A 20941-nucleotide genomic window follows, 5' to 3' on the forward strand; every position below is an offset into this window, starting at 1 on the left:
GTTTAACATGAGCGTGCAGCACAGAATTTATCCATCAAAGGGATTGACAAGATACATTATGTATCATAAATTATAATAAAAATACGATATGTATCTATTAAAACGTCTTGAGCAGAGGTAGAGGAGGAGTGTGCTTGATTGAAAAGCAGGGCGGAAAGCTAGTATTTCTGTTGAGTGTCCCTCGAAGTGGAAGCTCGCTACTAACTGCCATTTTGCAAAACCATTCCCGTCTGTTTGCCACGCAGGAAATGTGGTTTCTGCTCAGTTTATATGATCTTCCTCAGTCACATGCACGGCCATATGGAGGAACAGGAATACTCCGGCAATTTTTTAAAGGTATGGTCCCTTCAGATGTATTGGAGCAGGCCGCTCGTTCGTATGCACTTGAAATATATAATGGCCTGCTTCAAGGGACGACCGCTGATATGCTTATCGACAAATCACCGCGTTACTATACAGTGCTTGAATTTGTAGACCGTTTGTTCCCGGCTGCCCGTCGAGTGTGGCTTATCCGCAATCCTTTGTCCATCGTGGCCTCGTTTAAAAAGGTCAATCAGCTCCGAAATGGGAACTTTCACCTGCTGAAGGAACTGGGAAGTCCGCATTTTAATATGAAAATGACAGATATTACGGTTGGTTTGTTCCGGTACGCTCATTATTTTGCCACACCTCATCCACTTGCATACCCGCTGATGTATGAACAGCTCGTAGCCAATCCAAGGATGGAGATTGAGAAGCTGTGTCATTTTCTAGAGATCCATTATGAGCCGGGGATGGAAAGGTACGGGAACTTCGCGGATACGCCCCAATCCAATCTTTTTTATAGCATGGGAGCGGGTGATCCGTTTGTTATGGAGCATGAACAGGCGCATCAGAATTCGGTACATAGTTGGCAACATCTGTTGAGTACAATGGAAATTGAACTGTATTGCAGAAGTATTGGAGCTCGCTTGTTTAGGCAGCTTGGTTACGGAGAAGCGCTGGAACAGGCTGAGCAGATGACTGGAGTCCACTTTGAGGATGACCCGGATGTAGAGCTGTTGAGTCGGCGTACACACCAGTTCCTCCAACAAAGTGGCTTTGAATGGAAGACAGCTTATCGGATGCTGGAAGAACAGGATGCAGATAACAAAGAATTCATGACAAATGCAACCTGTCATGCTGCACCTCACAACCCGGCAAGGATGGATATGGCACAGATCGTGAGTGATCGACGAATTCAATCACTGGAAAACAGACTAGCACATAGCTTTGAGGAACGGAACCGGCTGATCGCGCAGCTCCAAAGCTATCAGCGCCCAAGCCAAGGATTCCGGTCCCATTTATTGGCCCGTAAGTTCGGGCGCTGGGCGTCTGAAGTATTATCAAGTATCGGAAAAGAAAAGGGGGGAGAACGTGAGTGCAATTGCCGGAATCTATAGATTTGGGCATGAGTCTGTATATGCTGAAGAAGGCGAAAAAATGATGCAAACTCTGCAAAAATATCCCGCTGACCGCGTGTGCGCTTGGTGTGAAGGTTCCATTTTTTTGGGATGTCATGCCCAGCATGTGACCCCAGAATCTGTTCATGAGCGTCTTCCCTTTTATGATGAGCTAAGAGATTTGGCCATCACGGCCGATGCGATCATTGACAACCGTTCTGAGCTGTTTGAACGACTAGCAGTTGAGCAGGGGCGGCGGATAGATATCACGGACAGCGAGCTGATTTTACTGGCATACGACAAATGGGGTGTTGATGCAGCAGGTTATCTGATAGGTGATTTTGCCTTTGTCATTTGGGATGCTAAGAAACATCGGTTATATGGTGCTAGAGATATGACAGGCAATCGTACGCTGTATACCTACCAACATGACGGAGGATTTGCGTTTAGCACGGTAGTTGCTCCGCTATTGGTTCTGTCCTCTCTGCGAAAAGAACTGCATGAACCATGGCTGGCCGAATTCTTATCTATCCGTGCAATGCAGGAATCCGTCGATATCGGGACAACCGCCTACAAGCATATCAACCAGCTACCTCCTGCACATTGGTTCACTATGGAAGAGGGAAAGCAATCGCTCTGTAAATATGCATGTCTGGATAAGGTAGAGCCGTTGCGGCTCAAAACAGGCGGCGAATACATAGAAGCTTTCCGCGAGGTATTCTCCCAGGCGGTAACTGCCCGATTACGGACGCATCGCGCTGTAGGGGCTGCCCTGAGTGGGGGATTGGATTCCGGAGCGGTTGCCAGCTTTGCCGCGCCAACGCTGCACTTACAACACAAGCCGCTACATGCCTACAGCTATGTACCTGTTCAAGATTTTACAGATTGGACACCACCTACATTGCTGGCAAATGAACGCAGCTATATTCAGTCCACGGCTCGCTATGTGGGTAATATTCATGAAAATTATATGGATTTTGAGGGGAAAAGCCCGTTTTCTGAAATTGATATTTGGCTGGAGTTGATGGAGGCTCCCTACAAATATTTTGAAAACTCCTTCTGGATTAGAGGTTTTTATGAGAAAGCACAGGAACATAATGTCGGAGTTCTGTTGACTGGGGCACGCGGCAACTTTACCGTTTCGTGGGGGCCTGCACTGGACTATTATGCCCGTCAGTTTCGCCGTTTGCATTGGCTGCAATCTTGGCAGGGAGTGAGGCGGTATAGCAAGCTTACAGGCAGTCGTATGTCTCATTTACTGCCCGTGATGTTGAAAAAAGCCACCTCACTTGACGCTCGCACATGGTGGGGACGTGGCAAGCAAAGTCCGATTCCTTCACTGATTCACCCGGAGTTTGCCAAGCGGATGAATGTAGAAGATATTCCCGTATTGAGTGGAACTGGCTGGAGAAAAAATGCCGATCAGACAAGAAAAGAGAAGTTTTCAAATTTGGCGATTGCCAACAAAAATGGTGTCATGGCGACCAAACTTTCACTTCGTTATGGCCTGTGGGAACGTGATCCAACCGGAGACAGCCGTGTCATTCGCTTTTGCTTATCGGTACCTTTTGAACAATATGTACAAAATGGCCGGGACCGTGCCCTCATTCGTAAAGCTATGCATGATCATCTCCCTGACGATGTTCGGTTGAACCAGCGAGTACGCGGCGTACAGCCTGCGGATTGGCTACATCGTATGCTTCCTTGCTGGGACACGTTTATGGGAGAGCTGCAAGTGATGTGTCATGATTTACGAGCTGCCGAATATCTCAATATGGACTACATTAAGACGGCTATGGCGAAATACCGACATCCCCGTCCGGACCAGGCATCCGATCCGAATATACGACTATTCATGCACAGCCTGATCGTGTACCGTTTTCTCTGTGGTTTGAACTGATTTGGATCTAACCGATCAGACGGCGTGCCATTCGTGGGAGGGGAGGTGATGAGATGAGTAAAAAAGAATGGCAGGAACCGACGATTGAGGTGCTGGATATTAACCAGACTATGGCGGGTAAAGGCTGGAAACAGATTGATTGGGTGTCAGACCATGATGCCGATCTGTATAATCCGAGCTAACGGAAGATAATTATACATGAGCCGATGTTGGGCTGAGATCCAGATAGCTTACTGATCACGAGCCGTCTTTATTTCATTCGGGTTAGGTTGGACCGGAAGAAATAAAGACGGAATTTTAAGAACAGGGAGTGAGTCCTATCGCGCATGACAGGAGTGCCCATAACAGTTGGGTGAAATATACAGCCTTTGGACTCAGGATTGCCAGTGAGCTGACTCTGCCTGAGCTGATCCCAGCAGAACCGGGATTGGTAGAGGATGTGGTCATCCGGCAGGTTGATCTGTCAGCATGGAGGGACCAACTGGAGCAGGCCAATTTTGTAATGCAGGGTGAACGCTTTATGTTCCTAATACCGGACACGGCCATTTATGCCATCAGGGGAGGCAAGGAAATCGAGGTAAGTATGTTGCCTGGGGCTGATCCTGACACCGTGCGGTTGTTTGTACTGGGCACATGCATGGGTGTTCTACTGTTACAAAAACGGGTTTTACCTATTCACGGAAGTGCGGTCGTCATCGGAGGTCGGGTCTATGCATTTGTAGGTGAATCCGGCACGGGAAAATCGACGCTGGCTGCTGCCTTTAGACAGGCTGGCTATCAGATGATCAGTGATGATGTGATTGCTATAAACGTGACAGCTTCCGCAGCCATCGTATATCCGGCATATCCGCAGCAGAAGCTGGGACTGGAAAGCTTGCTTCAATTGGAGGCATTACGGGAGAACAAGCATGTACGGCAAAGAAAGCATGTTCTTTCCCTAACTGACGGTAATCCTGTAAGGGCACAATACCAAGATTTGCGTAGGATTGCAGGTGAGCTCAATAAATATGCCGTGCCTGCTGTGGACGAATTTTATAACGATCCGCTTCCCCTGAGCGGTGTATTCGAGCTTGTGAGCGATTCTCCCAACCGTGAGTCGATGCGTGAAGGGGAGCCAGTGGTGGTTACGGAACAGCCCTTGAACAAACTGGAGTGCTTGCATACATTACTACAGCATACATATCGTAGGGCGATCATTTCGCGAATGGGTTTGGGTGAATGGTATTTTGATACAGCGGCCCGGATGGCTCGGAAAGTGGAAGGCTGGCGGCTGCTGAGGGATAGCTCCTTTTTTACGGCGTCCGAGGTTGTACAACGCGTACTTGAACTCATTCATAAGGAGGAAAAGAGTTATGGCAGCCATTAATCCAGCTAAGGATCATTATCGCATCACGTATGGTGAAGAGGTCTATGTAAGTGATATGGACGGAGAAAAAGTGATGATGAGTATTCATACGGGAAAGTATTATAATTTGGGCTTCACAGGAGGACGGATTTGGGAATTGGCAGAATTCAGCCCTTCAATTGAAGATATTGTAACTGTCCTGACGAATGAATATGAAGTGGACGAGGAACAGTGCAGACAGCAGGTGCATACCTTTGTAGCTGAATTGGAGCGGGAAGGATTGCTGAGGCTCCTACGGGAGTTGGACTAACATGCGGATACAACGGCTTCTTCTCTTGTCTCCAGAGGTCAGGAGATTGTTGCCGGAAGCCTGGCTGGAGCTGGGATGCGCGAGATTTCGCCAGCGTCGTTCTTTTGGAGATTACTCAGGGGCTTGGGGGACATGTATGGAAGAAACTTCTTGGCAGTGCGAGGTCGGGCAGGAGAAGTCTATCCGTCACATTTCACAAGCTGTGGATGTAGCCAGCCGTTATACTCCTTGGCGCAGTAGCTGTCTTGTACAAGCCGCTGCCGCTATGACGTTGCTGGTACGCAGAAAACTGGACTGTACACTGTATCTGGGCACAGCCAAAAATGCTGCGGGACAATTGGCAGCACATGCATGGGTACGGAGTGGGCCGATCTATGTTACGGGAGAACGGGAGATGGGAGCGTTTACCGTGGTGGGAATATTCGGGAGACGTGCTGGGACAGCTACAAATACGAGGACAGCGGATAAAGGCAGTTCTCTGTTTTAGTTTTAGTGCGATATAAAAGGAACAAAGAACGTTCAAAGAATCGAAGGAGAAGAATCCATGACCACCAAGTCTATTTTGGAACTTGCGAATTGGAATGAGGATCAAGAATTAACGTTGTTACTCTCTCTACTTCGTAAAGACGTCAATCTATGGCAGAATACGATGACTGCTTCCCAGTTGCAGGAGATCGATTGGTCCCGCTTGCTGCGTCTGACAGAACACCATCGTGTGATACCTACGGTGTATCTCCAGCTGAAAACGTTGAATCACCCGTTCATTCCCGCAGAATTGCTGCGAAACCTTCAGGCGCAATATCATCGAAACACGCTGCGCATGCTCCATCTTCAAGCAGAAGCCGAGCGTCTGACCAGGCTGCTCACAGCTCATGGAATTCGTGTGCTGATGTTGAAGGGTCCTGCTCTGGCGCAGCAATTGTACGGGGATGTTTCCCTGCGTACCTCTAAAGACATTGATTTACTTATTGCCCCGGATGACATGGATGAAGCGGAGCACTGGATGAAGGAAGCTGGGTATGCGTCCAAAAGCGGAGAAGTGCGCGTCCTTGGCAGCTGGAAGTGGAAGGATCATCATGCCTCCTTCTTACATCCGCAAAAGAGGGTCGAAGTCGAGTTGCACTGGCGGCTTCACCCGGATGGGGGGCGGGAGCCCTCCTTTGATGAGCTTTGGGGCTGCCGGCAAATGGGTAAAGCCCCAGCAGTTCGAGCCAGTCAGATGGCACCAGCGACTTCTGCCGACAGCAGGAATGTGACGACATCCTGCATGTATACGCTTGGCAGCCAGCATCAATTTCTGTACCTCAGCGCACACGGAGCGCGTCACGGCTGGTTCAGGCTGCGCTGGTTGGTTGACATCGACAGGCTTGCGGTACGCGCTGTCGATTGGGGGGCGCTACTGCCGCTAATGCGCCGTTACGGGGGCCTGCCTGCGGGCGGGCAGGCTTGGGCACTGGCCGCTGCGTTGTTCGGTACGCCGATCCCGGAGCCGGTGCGTCCGATATCGGCTACCCGGCAGGCGCACAGGCTTGCGCTGAGCGCGCTGGCCTTTATGCAGGCCAGCGTCCCTGCGCCGTACCCGGTTGCCAATGGGGCGGGTACAGGCAGACTCGTTCGGCCAGAGCTATTGCCTAACGTAGCTTTGACCGAGTCAATGAATACCGCCCCTTCAGATGGCGGTATTTCAGCTAACGGAACCTCGGGCGAAGCTGTTCTGTACGCCGTCAGTAGTGCTGCTGGCATATCGAAAGATGCCAGCAGCATCCTTGGTGACCCGGTGAATACAGTGAACACTGCTGTAAGTAGCCTTGCCAAGCCTGTAGGTGCTGCTACAGTCGCCTCCAGTCCAGCCATTGCTGGAGCTACAACAACAGCGTTTACTCCTCTGCCGGTTAGCCGCGCTTACCTGCTTTCCTTAAAGGAGCCAAGACACAGACTATGGTATCTCATCAGCCGTTTGTTTCCTTCTACGAGGGATTCAGTCATTTGCCCACTGCCTCGCCAGCTGCATTTTTTGTATATTCCTTTACGTCCATTTCTTTGGCTAAAACGTCGATTTTCAAAGCACTGACCTGATAAGGAGTGTACATGATGACACACCTGCGATTATATATAACCAAGCTGTATAGCGTGAACGGCGCGGCGTTATTTCTTAATATTGGATGTATGATGATCGTCAGCCTATTGGAGGGTGTCGGCATTTATATGCTTGTTCCTATGCTGGCGGCCATCGGCGTATTTGGCGGTCATTCAGAGATGCCATTTCTGTCGGATGGATTTGATTATTTTTTGCCGTACATTCCTAAAAGCTGGCTGTTGCCGGGGATGCTAATGTTTTTCGTCATGCTGCTTACCGGGCAGGCTTGGCTTCAGCGTTACCAGTCCATTCTTAACTCACGGATTCAGCAGCGTTTTATGCGTTCCCTTCGAATAGACGTATACACTTCCTTTATGAAGGCGCAGTGGGCTTTTTATTTGCGTCAGCGTAAATCTGATTTTAGCCACGTGATGACGACCGAGCTGGCGCGTGTCAGTCAGGGAACGAATTTGCTTCTTCAACTGACCACGGCCGTCATGTTTACGCTAATCCAGATTGCGCTGGCTTTTTGGCTATCCCCTTCTTTAACCGGGCTGGTGTTTCTGAGTGGCTTGGTGTTGTTTGTCGTGTTCCGTCGCTCCATCCGAAATGCCAAACAATTAGGTGACCGTACCACTGAGCTGTCACAGATTTATTTTGCCGGAATTACGGATCATATGAACGGGATGAAAGATATTAAAAGCAATCTGCTGGAAGCAGCGAATATCCATTGGTTTCGCTCCCTGACGCAGCGCATGGAGGATAATACGACTCAGTTTGTTCGGCAAAATGCGACCACACAGTTTTTTCATCGCATAGCGGCAGCTGTTTTTGTTGTTAGTGTCCTATTTGTGTCGCTCCAGTGGCTGCATGTTACACCTGAAAAACTGATCGTGCTCATCCTTATATTTTCCCGCTTATGGCCCAGGTTTGCCCTTATTCAAGCGAGCCTGGAATATATTGTGTCTATGATCTCTGCTTTTGAAAGTGTAACCAAAGTGCAACGGGAATGCGAGGCTTTCTCAGATCCTGCTTTAATTGGGCTTACATCCTCTGAGAATCATGTCCCATTCGATTCATCGGTAAATCATTTGTCATCTACATCTGCACGGCAACCCCTATCCCTTCGTAATGGAATAGAATGCAGCCATTTGGATTATTGCTACGAGGGTGCAGCAGTGCCTGCACTACGTCATATTAATTTGTTGATACCTGCCCGGGGAATGACCGCCATTGTAGGGAAATCAGGAGCAGGCAAAAGCACAATGGTCGATGTTCTGATGGGTTTTTTACGCCCAACTGGAGGACAGATTAAAATCGATGGTTATGTGCTGGACGACAAATTGCTGCCGCTGTGGCGGCAGTCGTTTGGCTATGTGTCACAGGACCCGTTTTTGTTCCATGCGACCGTCCGTGAAAATTTGAAGCTGGCCGATAAGGATGCTAGTGAACAACAGCTATGGGAGGCGTTACATTTTGCAGCTGCAGACAACTTTGTATCCAGACTGCCAGAAGGGCTGGACACAGTCATTGGTGATCGCGGGGTTCGTCTGTCCGGGGGAGAGCGTCAACGGCTGGTCCTTGCGCGGGCTATCCTGCATCATCCTCCTGTACTCATCCTGGATGAAGCGACAAGTGCGCTGGATGGTGAGCATGAAGCTGCAATTCAGGCAGCATTGGAGCGGATGAAAGGTCAAATGACGTTGATCGTGATCGCTCACCGTCTGTCAACGATCAGACATGCGGATCAAATTGTTGTCCTGGATCAAGGCGAGATCATTCAGCAGGGGAACTACCGCCAACTGGTAGAAGAGGAGCGGGGGGCGTTCAGTCAGTTGCTTTCGTACCAAAGCACTGTCAGCGCCGCCCCTTAGTCATAAGAGAGTCACCTCCATAAATATACTAAAAATTTTGCAACAAAAAGGCGCTAATATTTTTTATTCTGATCCTTATGTTCCAGAATATAAAGTAATACAAAGCTTCAGTTTGAAGAGTACTGAAATTAACGAGGTGAATTTGAAAAAGATGGATTGTGTACTTATAAGTACGAATCATGACATATTTGATTATGATTATATTTTTGAACATTAAGCTTAAAATTAACCCCGAGAAATATCGAGTGAAGGAAAAAGAGCGCTACCCTAACGTATAGAACAATGAAAGTTTTATCACAAAACTTATTATCAGGAAAACCAGCTGACAATTAAGCTTAACGCGAAGCGACGCAAAACGAAGGTTCGGGAGCTTACATATAAAAAAAACAATCCAAGTTATGGGCTGAGTTAAGGGAATGATATAAGTTATGCAGTCGAAGTCCCTGTTCAAAGTAGAAAAAAGAAAATGTCTAATCCGTAAGCCTCACGGGGATCTTTTCGCACAAGAAATGAAGACGATTTATAAAGACTTGATAAATGATTTTGAACTACGGAAAATGACAAAAAGCTAAATAACACCCCCCCTTTTTAACAAATGGCGTGCATTGATATTAATATCGATGCACGCCTTTATTGATGGTACTGCTCCATACTAACCGCACAGCTGTCATCTTTGTCATCAACATGTCATCATTTTCTTTGTGACATGTTGGCGCAGATCATTACGTTAGCGAGCATTGCATGTCACATGAAATAGTGAAGATTTGTAACTAGCTTAAATGATAGCGAGTGAGTGACAATTGGATTACTGAAGACGACCCAATATGCTTGTATGCAGAAAGAGTCGTACTTCAAAAAAATCCATGAGGTGAATGCCGAATTTTAAATTGATGGTTAAAGGGGACTTTTAGGGAATTTAGAAAAATAATAAGTAAGTATTTCAGGAGGTTTTTATGAAAAAGAAAATGATTATCGCACTTGGTGCTTCTGCTATAATGCTGGCTAATTTTGTAGGAAGTACTTATGCAGATTCGAAAACAGTAGTTCCTGTTACAGCTCCCTACAATATAAATCAAATAGCAGAATGGTTAGAAGCGCATGCAAAGCCTTTAAAAACAACGAATCCAACTGCACCTCTTAATGATTTAAAACCACTTAAGAATATGGTAGGTTCAGCTTCAATTGTAGGTTTAGGTGAAGCTACACATGGGGCTCATGAAGTTTATACAATGAAACACCGCATTGTTAATTATTTAGTATCTGAAAAGGGCTTTACCAACTTAGTTTTAGAAGAGGGATGGGACAGAGCTTTGGAACTTGATCGATATGTTCTTACTGGTAAGGGAAACCCAAGCCAACATCTATCACCTGCATTTAAGACGAAAGAAATGTTACATCTACTTAGTTGGATTCGGCAATATAATGCTAATCCAAAACATAAATCTAAAGTGCGTGTCATTGGGATGGATATTCAATCAGTAAACGAGAATGTTTATAATAATATAGTAGAATATATAAAAAGAAACAATTCAGATCTTGTGCCTAGAGTCGAAAAGAAGATAAGAGGGCTTATTCCTGTAACAAAGGATATGGATACCTTTGGCAGCCTTACGCAAAAGGAAAAAGAAAAGTATATTTCAGATGCTAAACAAATCAGTGCTTTATTAGAACAAAATAAAAGCTATCTAAATGGAAAATCCAGAGAGTTCGCATGGATAAAACAAAATGCCCGTATTATTGAACAATTTACTACAATGTTAGCGTCACCACCTGATAAACCATCCGACCTTTTTTTGAAACATGATATTGCAATGTATGAAAATGCGAAGTGGACTGAAGAACATTTAGGAAAAACCATTGTTTGGGGACATAACGGACACATTTCGAAAACAAATATGATTCCTTTTATATACCCTAAAGTAGCTGGGCAGCATTTAGCGGAATATTATGGGAAACGGTATGTATCTATTGGAACATCAGTTTACGAAGGGCAATATAATGTCTACAATAATGACGGTGAATTTGGCCCATATGGAACATTAAAATCAGATGATCCCAACAGCTATAACTACATCTTTGGACATGTCAAAAAAGATCAATTTATTATAGATTTACGTAAGACGAACGGAGTGACAAAAACTTGGTTAAACCAACAACATCCAATTTTCGCTGGAATAACTACGGAAGGCCCTAATATACCAAAAACTGTTGATATATCATTAGGTAAATCGTTTGATATACTTGTTCAAATTCAAAAAGTGAGTCCATCTCAACAACATCAATAAATTTGTAATAATGTGGCTCAACGAAGTGTAGTATTGATGGTAGTGTTAAGTGTCAATAGAGTTGATTAAAAATGTCAGTCATGTTATTCCATTAAAGGGTCATTAGATGGAATAGGATGTGGGGTAGAAACACATCCCATCCCCCTAAATGAAAATTTTCTGTCTCTACATTTAGTTATTTCCTTTCCTGTAAAGCTCACGTTTCTTTACGTTTAGCAGGGCTCCTTTTCTTTTTGACTGGAGTCGGAGTGAGGGCGTCGCCTGCCACAGCCTGCTGTGCTGTCACGGCTGCTGGTTTACGCGTAGGACGTTTTTTCGTAGCAGGACCAGGATCGGTAACGACAGGCTTCACTGCCTCAATACTGGCTTGAAGGGCAGCCATTAAGTCAACCACATTGGTCTGAGGCTGTGTTGGGGCAATTCGTACCTCTTCACCAGCCACTTTATGCTGGATAAGATCCAGCAGACGCTCGCGGTACTGATCCGTATACTTTGCTGCATCAAAAGGGGTAGATAGCTGCTCAATCAACATTTTTGCCATGGTCAGCTCTTTCTCTTTAACCTCCTCCTGTCCAGGTAAGTTGGGAACTTGAGCAATGGGACGGATTTCGTCCGGGTAAAACATGGTCTCCACCGCCAAGCATTCATCCAGCACGCGAATGGCTGCCAGACTGCTTTTCGAGCGGATGGAGATTTGGGCAATCCCGATTTTTCCGGTATCCTTCATTGCATTCATGAGCAGCTTATACGCATTGGAGCCGGCCTGATCCGGGGACAAATAATACGTTTTCTGAAAGTAGATCGGATCAATTTCCTGTAAATCCACAAAGTCCAAAATCACGATATTTTTATCGGCTTGCCCGCTAACTTGCTCCAGTTCCTCCTTGTCGAACATGACAAATTTTCCTTTTTCATATTCGTATCCTTTTCCAATTTCCTCCCATTCAACCTCCTTATCACAAACAGGGCACTTCCGTACATAGCTCAGTGGACTCCCACATTCCTTGTGAATATAACGCATGGAAATATCCTTGTCCTCAGTAGCTGAAAACATTTTAACTGGCACATGAACCAGCCCAAAGCTGATCGCGCCTTTCCAGACTGTATGCATACCGCCAGTCCTCCTTTTTTACCCGCATATTTCATATTTCGATTCCGGACACCCGGGCTGTGAGCATTTCCTTTTTCACTTAGTATGCTTCGCACAAAGGAATGTATGAGGTGCAAATGTAGGCTACGAATTGCTTTCACTTGCGCATGGTTTCGGTTTTATTGGTGAATGTTAAGTCATATCCGATTCAAAAGGAGGTACACCATTGATGCCTAGAAAACCTTATCCTCAGCAGATCAGTCATCGTGTGGGGCAAAGTCAGATTGCCTTTCGAGGGCCTGCTGCAGGCGAACAGGATGCATTGCCACCCGAGTTTGCTCTTTCACATGGAACGCCGCCGCCTTTTCCCGTAGCTGTCGCTCATGTGGATTTGGAGGCTGTAGTTTCAACTTCGCCTTCTCATAGCTTTCCTTCATTGGATGTGGAACGGATTATAGACGAAGACTAGGTGACCTATATTCCTAAATATTGCACAAAAACAAGGAGCAGGAGGAGAACAGTATGAATGTGGAACGAGCAAAAGCCATTTATGATTCAACCGAAACGATTGCCGTTCAATTGGATGGCAAACCGATTTGGATTGAGCATGTAGATGAAGCGAATGGTATGGCAACGATACAGATCGGCAGCAGACCCGGCAATACACAAACCGTTCGTGTGGATCGATTGGAAGAACAATAGGAGAGGGAATCCAACCTAAAAAGGCTCGCAATTGCTCAATGAGCAATTAGCGAACCTTATTTTATATAATAAGTGCGATTGTGGAGACAAGTTAAACGCCAAACAAGTTAATTTGAAGGTGGAACTGGTTTTTACACTGCAATGGTCTTCAAATGTGGAGAAACCATCAACTCAGCCTCTGTTGCCATTTGAACATCTTCCACCGACAAACCTGGAGCAATTTCCTTGAGCATCAGCCCTTTACCTGGAATAACATCGATGACACCCTTTTCGGTTACGATGGTCTTTACCACATTTACAGCGGTTAGGGGCAGCTTGCATTGTTTCAGTATTTTCGGCGCCCCATTTTTGTTCACATGCTCCATAGCTACAATCACTCTCTTGGCTCCAACCACCAAATCCATGGCTCCGCCCATGCCCGGCACCTTTTTCCCTGGGATCATCCAGTTTGCAAGGTTGCCTTTCTCATCGACCTCCAGAGCACCCAGAACGGTAACGTCCACATGCCCTCCACGTATAATGGAAAATGAAAGCGCACTGTCAATATAGCAGGCTCCTTTCACGGTTGTAACGTAGTTTCCGCCTGAATCGATACAATCGAGTCTTTCTTTTCCCGGAGCTGCTTTGGGACCAACGCCGACAATTCCGTTCTCCGCCTGCAGCATAATATTAATATTTTCCGGGATGTAGTCCACCGCCATGGTAGGTAATCCAATACCAAGATTGACCACTTCGCCATCTTTGAATTCCTGGGCTATTCTTCTAATAATCAATTCTCTATTATTCATTGTCTCCACCCACCTTTACAATCGCGTCGACAAATATTCCGGGAACATTGATATGATTGGGGTCAATTTCTCCCGCCTTTACGTATTCGTCTGTCTGAGCAACTACATACTCGGCTGCGGTAGCCATCACCATATTGAAGTTGCGTGAAGTGCCGTTGATGACAAGGTTCCCCGCTTCATCAGCTTTATGGGCTCTGATGAGCGCCACATCGGCTTTGAGCGGTAGTTCGAGCAAATATTCTCTTTCGTCAATTTTGATTTTCTGTTTTCCTTCCTCTACAATGGTGCCTACACCTACAGGTGTTAAAAATCCACCCAAACCGGCTCCGCCTGCGCGTATTTTTTCAGCGAGCGTCCCTTGTGGGAAGAGTTGAACCTCCGCTTCTTTTGTCATCAAGAGCCTTCCTGTTTCGGGATTGGAGCCTATATAGGATGCAAAAATCCGCTTGACTCTACCACTTTTTACAAGTCTATAAATAGATAATTCCGTTGTGCCTGTGTCATTGGAAATAATCGTAAGATTGTCAGCGGAACTTGTATCGACAAGCGCACGCACCAGTTCTTCTGGAATGCCTCCTTGCAGAAAACCTCCGACCATCACCGTATCTCCGTCTTTGATTCTCTTAACAGCTTCTTCAGCGGAGTTTACTTTTTTATTCATGGTTCCGTCTCCTTATCTATTTTTTAGGAAAGCATACTTTATTGGAGATAATCGTAGAGGACTCTTCCATATGGAAGTGTTAAATCGGCAATAAAATGTTTTCCGCCAACATAAGCTCTAACCGGCAAATCTGCCACCGGAGCGTTGACATGGGGGATCAGGCTTAATCTGGCAGGTCCTGACCAGGCGCCTTTTACAGTAATATCTTCGAGATTATACGCCACTAACTGAGCAATTTTAGGGGTACCGTCCACATCAGGAATTAATTTCAGATTAACTTGCGTTTTTGCAATGGCTTTAGCCGTTTCCTTTTCATCAAGAACGTTATATTTGAAAGGGGTGGTTCCCATGGCTACCAGGGCGTTATTATAATGCAAGGTACCCGTCAGCGTCTCTGTATCCTCAACGATCAGGCGAGGTTTCGCCCATTTTTTCGGAAATCCCCAGATTTCACGTCCCCCCAGAATAGCAGGTGCGTTATCCAGATACATTTGGGCAACAAAATTACACGGTTCTCCATTATAAGTACACGGAATGACAATGCCGCTTTCCTCATAGCTTCCTAAACCGGATGAATCGGGCATTTTGATCCATTCATAGGAAACCGTATTACTTCCATCCGGCTGAAGAGGTTCAGGGACCGCCTGTTTAATCGCTGCGGGATCGGATTCATAGGTAATAATAAAGAATTCCCGGTTGATGAACCGGCATGGCGGACGTCCATAACTACCACTGGCCGCAGGCATGGATTGGAGTGAAAGTACATCTTTTTGATTCATAGCGATCTCCCTTCCTTTTTAAGAGGTATTTCAACAATTATCTTGAACAAGCACTTTAAATGAGAGCATTTTCAACCAGCATGGCTATTCCCATTCCCGTTCCAATGCATAACGAGACTACGCCATAACGTGAAGATCTGCGTACCATTTCATGAACCAACGTAACCAATACCCTAGCACCGCTTGCACCAACAGGGTGACCGATTGCGATCGCGCCGCCATTGACATTGACTTTCTCTGGATTAACTCCAAGCTCTTTTTGCACCGCTAGAGCTTGTGCAGCGAACGCTTCGTTAATTTCAAAGAGATCAATGTCATCTATAGACATTCCCTGTTTCTTCAGCAGTGACGAAATGGCTTTTACCGGTCCCATTCCCATATATGCAGGGTCGACACCAACAAGCGAGTAACCTTTGATATATGCCAACGGCTTTAACGCATGTTCCTTACATTTGTCTTCCGACACGACTAGCATAGCCGCCGCACCATCATTGATGCCCGAAGCGTTTCCCGCAGTAACCGTTCCGCTCTCCTTAAACGCAGGTTTTAACTGAGAAAGTTTTTCTTTCGTCGTATTTCCTCTTATGTGTTCGTCCTCTGTGAAATAAGTAGTTTCTTTTTTGTTTTTGATCATGACCGGAACAATTTGCTCTTCAAAAACCTTGTTGTTTTTTGCTTCGACAGCCTTTATCTGGCTTTCATAAGCAAATGCATCTTGCTCAAGTCTTGAAATTCCATATTTTTCGGCAACATTTTCGGCGGTAATTCCCATATGGTAATGGTTGATCGGGCATGTTAGGCCATCGGCCACCAAGGAGTCTACCAATTCACCGTTACCGAGCTTGTAGCCGTTTCTAGCATTTTTTAGCAGATAAGGGGCGTTCGACATGCTCTCCATGCCACCGGCCAAGACGATGTTTCCTTGTTCTGCCAATATGGAATCGTAAGCTAACGCGACGGCATGAAGTCCTGAACCGCAAACCGTGTTTATCGTTGATTCGGGTACATCAATGGGGATACCGGCTTTTAGTGCCGCCTGTCTGGCAGGATTTTGACCATTGCCCGCTTGAAGAACATTTCCCATAAAAATTTGATCAATCAAAGAAGGCTCTAATTTACTTTGCTGAAGGCATGCTGTCATCACGGTTGCTCCCAGTTCAGGAGCGCTCAGGGGGGCAAGAGCTTTATTAAATGAACCGACCGCTGTTCTCAACGGGCTTACTATAGCTACTTTTTTCATAAAAACTCACATTCCTTTCGCTGTGTTCAAGGACACAATACATCCATGACTGCACTTCCATTCGTAATTCCGGTCCTAACCTACGAAACGTAAAAACTGCAAGATACATTTACATGCGGGCATATCATGGTGCCTAAGACAGTGAGTATGACGGTCCGATCGCCTTCTTTCCTTTCTGGAAATTAAAACCAGAATTATCATAGTTCTAATACAGATTTTGCTCAATGTTCAAATCTTTACATAGATCCAAATACAGATGTTTATAGAGCCATATCGTCCACAATAAGTAGGTCATTCTAATGTTTTCTGTTAATTTCTTGATTTTTCTGAAAATAGTGATCAAAAATTGAATTTTATGTTAAATACGAAAGTGCAAATCAATCTGTGGAAAAAATTTCTTGGTAAATTTCATTTAGCTCATCGCAGGGGAAAAACTCCCTCTATATGTAAATTCGCAACCGACTTATAGCATCTAAAAAAGCAAAGTAGGTTGCCAATCCAAATGAATACATTTGGAATTCGGATAAATATCAATTCATATATGTCTGGGCCACCTATAGCAATGACGTTATGACGTCAGTGTTTTTTTATTTGCTCGTGTGAACAAAAAAGAAGCCGACTGCTTGAGAGCAATCGGCTTGGAACGTAAAAATTTTACTTCAACAGCTCACGAAAAATGTACGTCTGCCGTCGTGAGCAAACGCGCAAAACGATTACCTAGCACTGCGTTGTGATGAGCTACGATTTGTTCGCCGCATAGTACCTTGCTATCAAATGTACTATGCGCATCCGATACGAGCACGTTGTTCTGGTATCCCAGACTATAGGCACTTCGGCAAGTCGTGTCGAGACAAAATTCAGTCTGCATTCCGGCAATAATCAGCTGGCTTGCCCCCAATCCCTGGAGCACATCACGCAATTCAGTTTGGTAGAAGCTGTCCCAGGATGATTTTCGGACAATTCGTTCCTGAGGAAGAGGACGCACCACGTCTGCGATGGCCCAGCCTAGACTGTTTTCCCGGAAATCCTCATCCGCTTCATCGGTATGCTGCACGAAAATGACCGGTGTACCAGAAGCTCTGGCTTCGGTTAAAAGCTGCTGCAAATGCGCCATAACTTCCTGTTCACGATACAGCTTCTCATCATACATGAACATAGCCTGCTGAACATCAATCAAGAGTAAAACGGTTTGTCCCATCAGTTCGATTCCCTCCCTATGTGTAACACTTAACTTACAATAGCATGTCTTCATGCCTTGCGGCGACATAAGGTGAACTATATAATAAAGAACAAGTTGGAACGGTCCGATTCGGACGAAAGGTGATTAAAAGAGATGACAATTTCGCAGGAACAGTTTGTATTCCGTTCTGTCTCAGAGGCACAGACCGGGACATTAGCAGGCTTTTTGGCAGCCCAAGCAGTTCCCGGAACCGTGATTGTGCTGGATGGAGATCTGGGAGCGGGCAAGACTGCTTTTTCCAAGGCTTTTGCCAGCCATTTAGGGGTGCCGGGTATCGTAAATAGTCCAACCTTCACCCTCATTAAGGAGTACGAGGGCCGATTGCCTTTGTATCATATGGATGTATACCGTATCTCTCAGGACGAGGCGGAGGATCTGGGGCTGGACGAATACTTTTACGGGACAGGAGTATGTCTGGTGGAATGGGGTAGTATTATACCGGATATGTTGCCGAATCAGCGGCTTCACATGTATATAGAAACAACGGATGTAGGGGAGCGCTTGATTCACCTGACCGGGTACGGCGAGCCTTATGAACAATGGTGCCGCAGCTTGCGGGAGAATGGAGTTTGAACCATGCAAAGAGAGCATACAGATGTAAATGAAAAGCCGCGTGAGCGGTTTTTGACGTTAGATACAGCGACGACTGTAATGGCGGCCGCCCTGATGAACGGAAAAGAGCTGCTGGGAGAAAGTAATGTTTATGGCGAACGCAATCACTCGGTGCATGTCATTACTGAGCTGGAACGGCTTTTGAGCGAAGCAGGACTGACACGCGATGATGTGGACGGTCTTGCAGTAGGTGTTGGACCGGGATCTTACACTGGCATCCGAATCGCGGTGACCGCAGCCAAGACACTAGCTTGGGCCTGGGGGGTTCCGGTGACATCCATTTCCACTTTGCAGGCTTTGGCTTGGGGTGGATGGAATCATGGTATCGAAATGAAGGGGCAAGAAGGTAAACATGAGTCTGCGAATAACGACTCGTCTGGGACGCAGGCAGCAGATTGGATTGTGCCTGTGCTGGATGCCCGCCGTGGTCAGGTGTACACGGGGCTGTTCACTGCGAATTCAGTTAACGACAGCGGTAGCCCGCAGCGGTTAGAGGCGGATGCTATCCGGTTGATGACTGCGTGGACCGATGATCTGCTGCAACGTTTGGAGGTTTTGTCTGTCGAAGAGCGTCCTGCGGTGATTTGGCTCGTCGGTGAAACGACGATTCACGCCGAAACAGCGGAGCGCTTGCGTGCATGGAGCGAGCTTCGTATTGTACCATATGAGCTGGAAGGAAAATGGGTTGGCCGCCTTGGGGCGGATAAGCTGCTTCGTCAGGAATATGACGAGCTACATACGCTGGTTCCGAATTATACCCAGCTGGCGGAGGCGGAAGCCAATCTGCTTCGTCAGCGCTGAAGAGGCGGTGAGCAACATGGCAAAGAACATACAGCGGGAAGAGAAACTTGAGTTTCGCTTAATGCAACTGGATGACATCCCCGATGTGCTGGAGATTGAGCATGAAGCGTTCACGCTGCCGTGGACGGAGGAAGCCTTCCGCAATGAGCTGACGATGAATCATTTCGCTAAATATATGATTATGGAGCTTAATGGACGAGCTATTGGTTACGCAGGCATGTGGACGATTATGGATGAGGCGCATATTACGAATATTGCGGTTCGTGAGGCTTATCGTGGACGCAAGCTTGGAGACAAGCTGTTGGATGAGCTGATGCAGACTGCCTCTTATTTAGGGATGGAGCGTATGACCCTAGAGGTCCGGGTAACGAACCGGATCGCTCAGGGCTTGTATGAGAAAAAGGGCTTTAAGCCTGCAGGTGTACGCAAGGGCTATTATTCGGATAATAACGAGGATGCCGTGATTATGTGGGCGGATATTCCCGCACACGGGGCATCCGGTGAACAGGAAGGAAGCGTGCAGAAGCAATGACGCAAGCGGAAAAAGCAGGTACAGGCTCTGTCTCTAGCGAGCCTTGCTATATACTGGCAGTGGAAACGAGTTGTGATGAAACAGCTGTTTCCGTCGTGAAAAATGGCACAGAGGTGCTTTCGAATCTGATCTCCAGTCAGATTGAAACACACAAAGCCTTTGGCGGTGTTGTGCCAGAGGTAGCGTCGCGCAAACATGTAGAAAGCATTACCTATATGCTGGACGAGGCTATGCAAACATCGGGAATCAGCCCCCGTGAGATTTCAGCGGTTGCCGTGACGCAAGGACCAGGACTGGTTGGCGCATTGCTGGTTGGTATAGTCGCCGCCAAGAGCGCTGCTATGGCGTTCGGCAAACCGTTAATCGGAACGCATCATATTGCGGGACATATTTATGCAAATCAGTTGGAGCATGATATTGTATATCCGTGCATTGCTCTCGTGGTGTCAGGAGGGCATACCGAGCTGGTGCTGATGGAATCCGAAGGCCATTTTCAACTTATTGGTCGTACAAGGGATGATGCGGTTGGAGAAGCCTACGACAAAGTAGCGCGAGCCATCGGATTTCCATATCCGGGCGGTCCGCATGTGGATCGTGTAGCCCATGAATCGGAGGAAGTGGTTACTTTGCCGCGTGCATGGCTGGAGCCGGATTCTTATGATTTTAGCTTTAGCGGCTTGAAATCGGCGGTGCTGAATGTAATTAACCAGACGAAAATGCGCGGAGAAACCGTTCATGCGGGAGCGATTGCAAGAGGCTTTCAAGAGTCGGTCGTAGAGGTGCTGGTGGAAAAAGCGATTCGTGCTATGCGTGAATACGGTGCGAAGCAGCTGCTGCTTTGCGGCGGTGTTGCTGCTAATCGTGGACTACGTACAGCATTGCGGGAACGCTGTGAGCGTGAAGGCATCGAACTGCTTGTACCCTCCATGAAATACTGTACAGATAACGCAGCGATGATCGGTGCCGCGGCATACGCCAAGTGGAAGCGCGGAGAATTCACCTCATTGGACATGAAAGCTGATCCAGGGCTGTCTCTGGAAGAGTGGTCTGTTCAAACTTAATTGAGCGAATAGGAAGGACACGACACATTCAGGGTCGTGTCTTTTTTTATTCCGCGCTATACATATATATAAATAGAATTTCAAGAGGATAAAATACAGGAGTTTGAGCGAATGATTGCCAGCATCTTATTTCCTCGCATGATTCGTCACAATTGTTCACGATTTTTCATGTTCCACCAAAAAAACATGAAAATTTTATACTGCCCGAATAATGATGTGATTT

General features: G+C 46.6%; 22 protein-coding genes. 16 read left to right on the forward strand and 6 right to left on the reverse strand.

Going from position 1 to position 20941, the window contains the following annotated elements:
* Positions 1-134: 134 nt before the first annotated feature.
* The 10 genes from G9G57_RS07110 (at position 135) to G9G57_RS07155 (ending at position 11212) form a co-directional block, all read left to right on the forward strand.
* Positions 135-1421: a sulfotransferase family protein gene (locus G9G57_RS07110; protein ID WP_164964706.1), complete on the forward strand. Its 1287-nt coding sequence runs from the start codon at positions 135-137 to the stop codon at positions 1419-1421.
* The gene (locus G9G57_RS07115; RefSeq protein WP_164964707.1) at positions 1396-3321 is read left to right on the forward strand and encodes an asparagine synthase-related protein; all 1926 of its coding nucleotides are present in this window, start codon (positions 1396-1398) and stop codon (positions 3319-3321) included. Before G9G57_RS07110 ends, G9G57_RS07115 begins: the two co-directional genes overlap by 26 nt.
* Before the next feature lie 53 nt (positions 3322-3374).
* Positions 3375-3503 carry a paeninodin family lasso peptide gene (locus tag G9G57_RS07120; protein WP_013369856.1) on the forward strand — a complete coding sequence of 43 codons (129 nt, stop codon included), beginning with the start codon at positions 3375-3377 and terminating at the stop codon, positions 3501-3503.
* 128 nt (positions 3504-3631) lie between these two features.
* Positions 3632-4687 carry a dephospho-CoA kinase gene (locus G9G57_RS07125; protein ID WP_025364273.1) on the forward strand — a complete coding sequence of 352 codons (1056 nt, stop codon included), beginning with the start codon at positions 3632-3634 and terminating at the stop codon, positions 4685-4687.
* The gene (locus G9G57_RS07130; RefSeq protein ID WP_017426480.1) at positions 4674-4976 is read left to right on the forward strand and encodes a lasso peptide biosynthesis PqqD family chaperone; all 303 of its coding nucleotides are present in this window, start codon (positions 4674-4676) and stop codon (positions 4974-4976) included. The genes G9G57_RS07125 and G9G57_RS07130 overlap by 14 nt, the downstream gene beginning before the upstream one ends.
* A gap of 1 nt (position 4977) precedes the next feature.
* Positions 4978-5463: a lasso peptide biosynthesis B2 protein gene (locus G9G57_RS07135; RefSeq protein ID WP_025364274.1), complete on the forward strand. Its 486-nt coding sequence runs from the start codon at positions 4978-4980 to the stop codon at positions 5461-5463.
* A gap of 57 nt (positions 5464-5520) precedes the next feature.
* Complete coding sequence (locus G9G57_RS07140; RefSeq protein WP_017426482.1) at positions 5521-7047, forward strand: nucleotidyltransferase family protein; 1527 nt, start codon at positions 5521-5523, stop codon at positions 7045-7047.
* A 20-nt stretch (positions 7048-7067) separates the two neighbouring features.
* Positions 7068-8927 carry an ABC transporter ATP-binding protein gene (locus G9G57_RS07145; RefSeq protein WP_164964828.1) on the forward strand — a complete coding sequence of 620 codons (1860 nt, stop codon included), beginning with the start codon at positions 7068-7070 and terminating at the stop codon, positions 8925-8927.
* A gap of 25 nt (positions 8928-8952) precedes the next feature.
* A complete protein-coding gene (locus tag G9G57_RS25810) occupies positions 8953-9144 on the forward strand; it encodes a UDP binding domain-containing protein (RefSeq protein WP_274597696.1) in 192 nt (63 codons plus the stop codon).
* A 736-nt stretch (positions 9145-9880) separates the two neighbouring features.
* A complete protein-coding gene (locus G9G57_RS07155) occupies positions 9881-11212 on the forward strand; it encodes an erythromycin esterase family protein (protein WP_164964708.1) in 1332 nt (443 codons plus the stop codon).
* A 196-nt stretch (positions 11213-11408) separates the two neighbouring features.
* On the opposite strand, the gene ku is transcribed toward G9G57_RS07155, so the two are convergent.
* Positions 11409-12323 (reverse strand): non-homologous end joining protein Ku, encoded by a 915-nt coding sequence (gene ku, locus G9G57_RS07160; RefSeq protein WP_164964709.1) that lies wholly within the window; start codon positions 12321-12323, stop codon positions 11409-11411.
* Between the two features lie 208 nt (positions 12324-12531).
* On the opposite strand from ku, the gene G9G57_RS07165 reads away from it, so the two are divergent.
* Both G9G57_RS07165 and G9G57_RS07170 read left to right on the forward strand, forming a co-directional pair.
* Complete coding sequence (locus G9G57_RS07165) at positions 12532-12771, forward strand: hypothetical protein (RefSeq protein ID WP_016821216.1); 240 nt, start codon at positions 12532-12534, stop codon at positions 12769-12771.
* A 53-nt stretch (positions 12772-12824) separates the two neighbouring features.
* The gene (locus G9G57_RS07170) at positions 12825-13004 is read left to right on the forward strand and encodes an H-type small acid-soluble spore protein (RefSeq protein WP_017426487.1); all 180 of its coding nucleotides are present in this window, start codon (positions 12825-12827) and stop codon (positions 13002-13004) included.
* A gap of 131 nt (positions 13005-13135) precedes the next feature.
* Here the strand turns inward: G9G57_RS07170 and G9G57_RS07175 are convergent, their stop codons facing one another.
* From G9G57_RS07175 to G9G57_RS07195, 5 genes are all read right to left on the reverse strand, one after another.
* On the reverse strand, positions 13136-13792 hold the full coding sequence (locus G9G57_RS07175; protein WP_016821214.1) for a 3-oxoacid CoA-transferase subunit B: 657 nt from the start codon (positions 13790-13792) through the stop codon (positions 13136-13138).
* Complete coding sequence (locus G9G57_RS07180; RefSeq protein ID WP_164964710.1) at positions 13785-14453, reverse strand: CoA transferase subunit A; 669 nt, start codon at positions 14451-14453, stop codon at positions 13785-13787. The genes G9G57_RS07175 and G9G57_RS07180 overlap by 8 nt, the downstream gene beginning before the upstream one ends.
* Positions 14454-14491: 38 nt before the next feature.
* Entirely contained in the window at positions 14492-15232 is a 741-nt protein-coding gene (locus G9G57_RS07185; RefSeq protein ID WP_044785771.1) for an acetoacetate decarboxylase, read from the reverse strand.
* Between the two features lie 55 nt (positions 15233-15287).
* Positions 15288-16472, reverse strand: coding sequence for an acetyl-CoA C-acetyltransferase (locus tag G9G57_RS07190; protein ID WP_164964711.1), 1185 nt, complete (start codon positions 16470-16472; stop codon positions 15288-15290).
* Positions 16473-17139: 667 nt separating this feature from the next.
* A complete protein-coding gene (locus G9G57_RS07195) occupies positions 17140-17670 on the reverse strand; it encodes a cysteine hydrolase family protein (RefSeq protein ID WP_164964712.1) in 531 nt (176 codons plus the stop codon).
* Between the two features lie 135 nt (positions 17671-17805).
* On the opposite strand from G9G57_RS07195, the gene tsaE reads away from it, so the two are divergent.
* From tsaE to tsaD, 4 genes are read left to right on the forward strand one after another with little or no spacing between them, the layout of a single operon-like run.
* Positions 17806-18285, forward strand: a complete 480-nt coding sequence (gene tsaE / locus G9G57_RS07200; protein WP_016821205.1) for a tRNA (adenosine(37)-N6)-threonylcarbamoyltransferase complex ATPase subunit type 1 TsaE — start codon at positions 17806-17808, stop codon at positions 18283-18285.
* Positions 18286-18288: 3 nt separating this feature from the next.
* Positions 18289-19125, forward strand: coding sequence for a tRNA (adenosine(37)-N6)-threonylcarbamoyltransferase complex dimerization subunit type 1 TsaB (gene tsaB, locus G9G57_RS07205; RefSeq protein ID WP_044785772.1), 837 nt, complete (start codon positions 18289-18291; stop codon positions 19123-19125).
* Positions 19126-19141: 16 nt separating this feature from the next.
* Positions 19142-19657: a ribosomal protein S18-alanine N-acetyltransferase gene (rimI, locus tag G9G57_RS07210; RefSeq protein ID WP_017426492.1), complete on the forward strand. Its 516-nt coding sequence runs from the start codon at positions 19142-19144 to the stop codon at positions 19655-19657.
* Positions 19654-20718 (forward strand): tRNA (adenosine(37)-N6)-threonylcarbamoyltransferase complex transferase subunit TsaD, encoded by a 1065-nt coding sequence (tsaD, locus tag G9G57_RS07215; RefSeq protein ID WP_017426493.1) that lies wholly within the window; start codon positions 19654-19656, stop codon positions 20716-20718. The genes rimI and tsaD overlap by 4 nt, the downstream gene beginning before the upstream one ends.
* Positions 20719-20941: the final 223 nt, after the last annotated feature.

The organism is Paenibacillus sp. EKM211P, from assembly GCF_011066175.1.
Lineage (GTDB): Bacteria > Bacillota > Bacilli > Paenibacillales > Paenibacillaceae > Paenibacillus > Paenibacillus polymyxa.

Excerpts from the sequence above, each read along its gene's own strand:
- G9G57_RS07120 (WP_013369856.1), top strand. The coding sequence starts at position 3,375 with ATGAGTAAAAAAGAATGGCAGGAACCGACGATTGAGGTGCTGGATATT.
- G9G57_RS07130 (WP_017426480.1), top strand. The coding sequence starts at position 4,674 with ATGGCAGCCATTAATCCAGCTAAGGATCATTATCGCATCACGTATGGT.
- G9G57_RS07135 (WP_025364274.1), top strand. The coding sequence starts at position 4,978 with ATGCGGATACAACGGCTTCTTCTCTTGTCTCCAGAGGTCAGGAGATTG.
- G9G57_RS07140 (WP_017426482.1), top strand. The coding sequence starts at position 5,521 with ATGACCACCAAGTCTATTTTGGAACTTGCGAATTGGAATGAGGATCAA.
- G9G57_RS07145 (WP_164964828.1), top strand. The coding sequence starts at position 7,068 with ATGACACACCTGCGATTATATATAACCAAGCTGTATAGCGTGAACGGC.
- G9G57_RS07155 (WP_164964708.1), top strand. The coding sequence starts at position 9,881 with ATGAAAAAGAAAATGATTATCGCACTTGGTGCTTCTGCTATAATGCTG.
- ku (WP_164964709.1), bottom strand. The coding sequence starts at position 12,323 with ATGCATACAGTCTGGAAAGGCGCGATCAGCTTTGGGCTGGTTCATGTG.
- G9G57_RS07165 (WP_016821216.1), top strand. The coding sequence starts at position 12,532 with ATGCCTAGAAAACCTTATCCTCAGCAGATCAGTCATCGTGTGGGGCAA.
- G9G57_RS07170 (WP_017426487.1), top strand. The coding sequence starts at position 12,825 with ATGAATGTGGAACGAGCAAAAGCCATTTATGATTCAACCGAAACGATT.
- G9G57_RS07175 (WP_016821214.1), bottom strand. The coding sequence starts at position 13,792 with ATGAATAATAGAGAATTGATTATTAGAAGAATAGCCCAGGAATTCAAA.
- G9G57_RS07180 (WP_164964710.1), bottom strand. The coding sequence starts at position 14,453 with ATGAATAAAAAAGTAAACTCCGCTGAAGAAGCTGTTAAGAGAATCAAA.
- G9G57_RS07185 (WP_044785771.1), bottom strand. The coding sequence starts at position 15,232 with ATGAATCAAAAAGATGTACTTTCACTCCAATCCATGCCTGCGGCCAGT.
- G9G57_RS07190 (WP_164964711.1), bottom strand. The coding sequence starts at position 16,472 with ATGAAAAAAGTAGCTATAGTAAGCCCGTTGAGAACAGCGGTCGGTTCA.
- G9G57_RS07195 (WP_164964712.1), bottom strand. The coding sequence starts at position 17,670 with ATGGGACAAACCGTTTTACTCTTGATTGATGTTCAGCAGGCTATGTTC.
- tsaE (WP_016821205.1), top strand. The coding sequence starts at position 17,806 with ATGACAATTTCGCAGGAACAGTTTGTATTCCGTTCTGTCTCAGAGGCA.
- tsaB (WP_044785772.1), top strand. The coding sequence starts at position 18,289 with ATGCAAAGAGAGCATACAGATGTAAATGAAAAGCCGCGTGAGCGGTTT.
- rimI (WP_017426492.1), top strand. The coding sequence starts at position 19,142 with ATGGCAAAGAACATACAGCGGGAAGAGAAACTTGAGTTTCGCTTAATG.
- tsaD (WP_017426493.1), top strand. The coding sequence starts at position 19,654 with ATGACGCAAGCGGAAAAAGCAGGTACAGGCTCTGTCTCTAGCGAGCCT.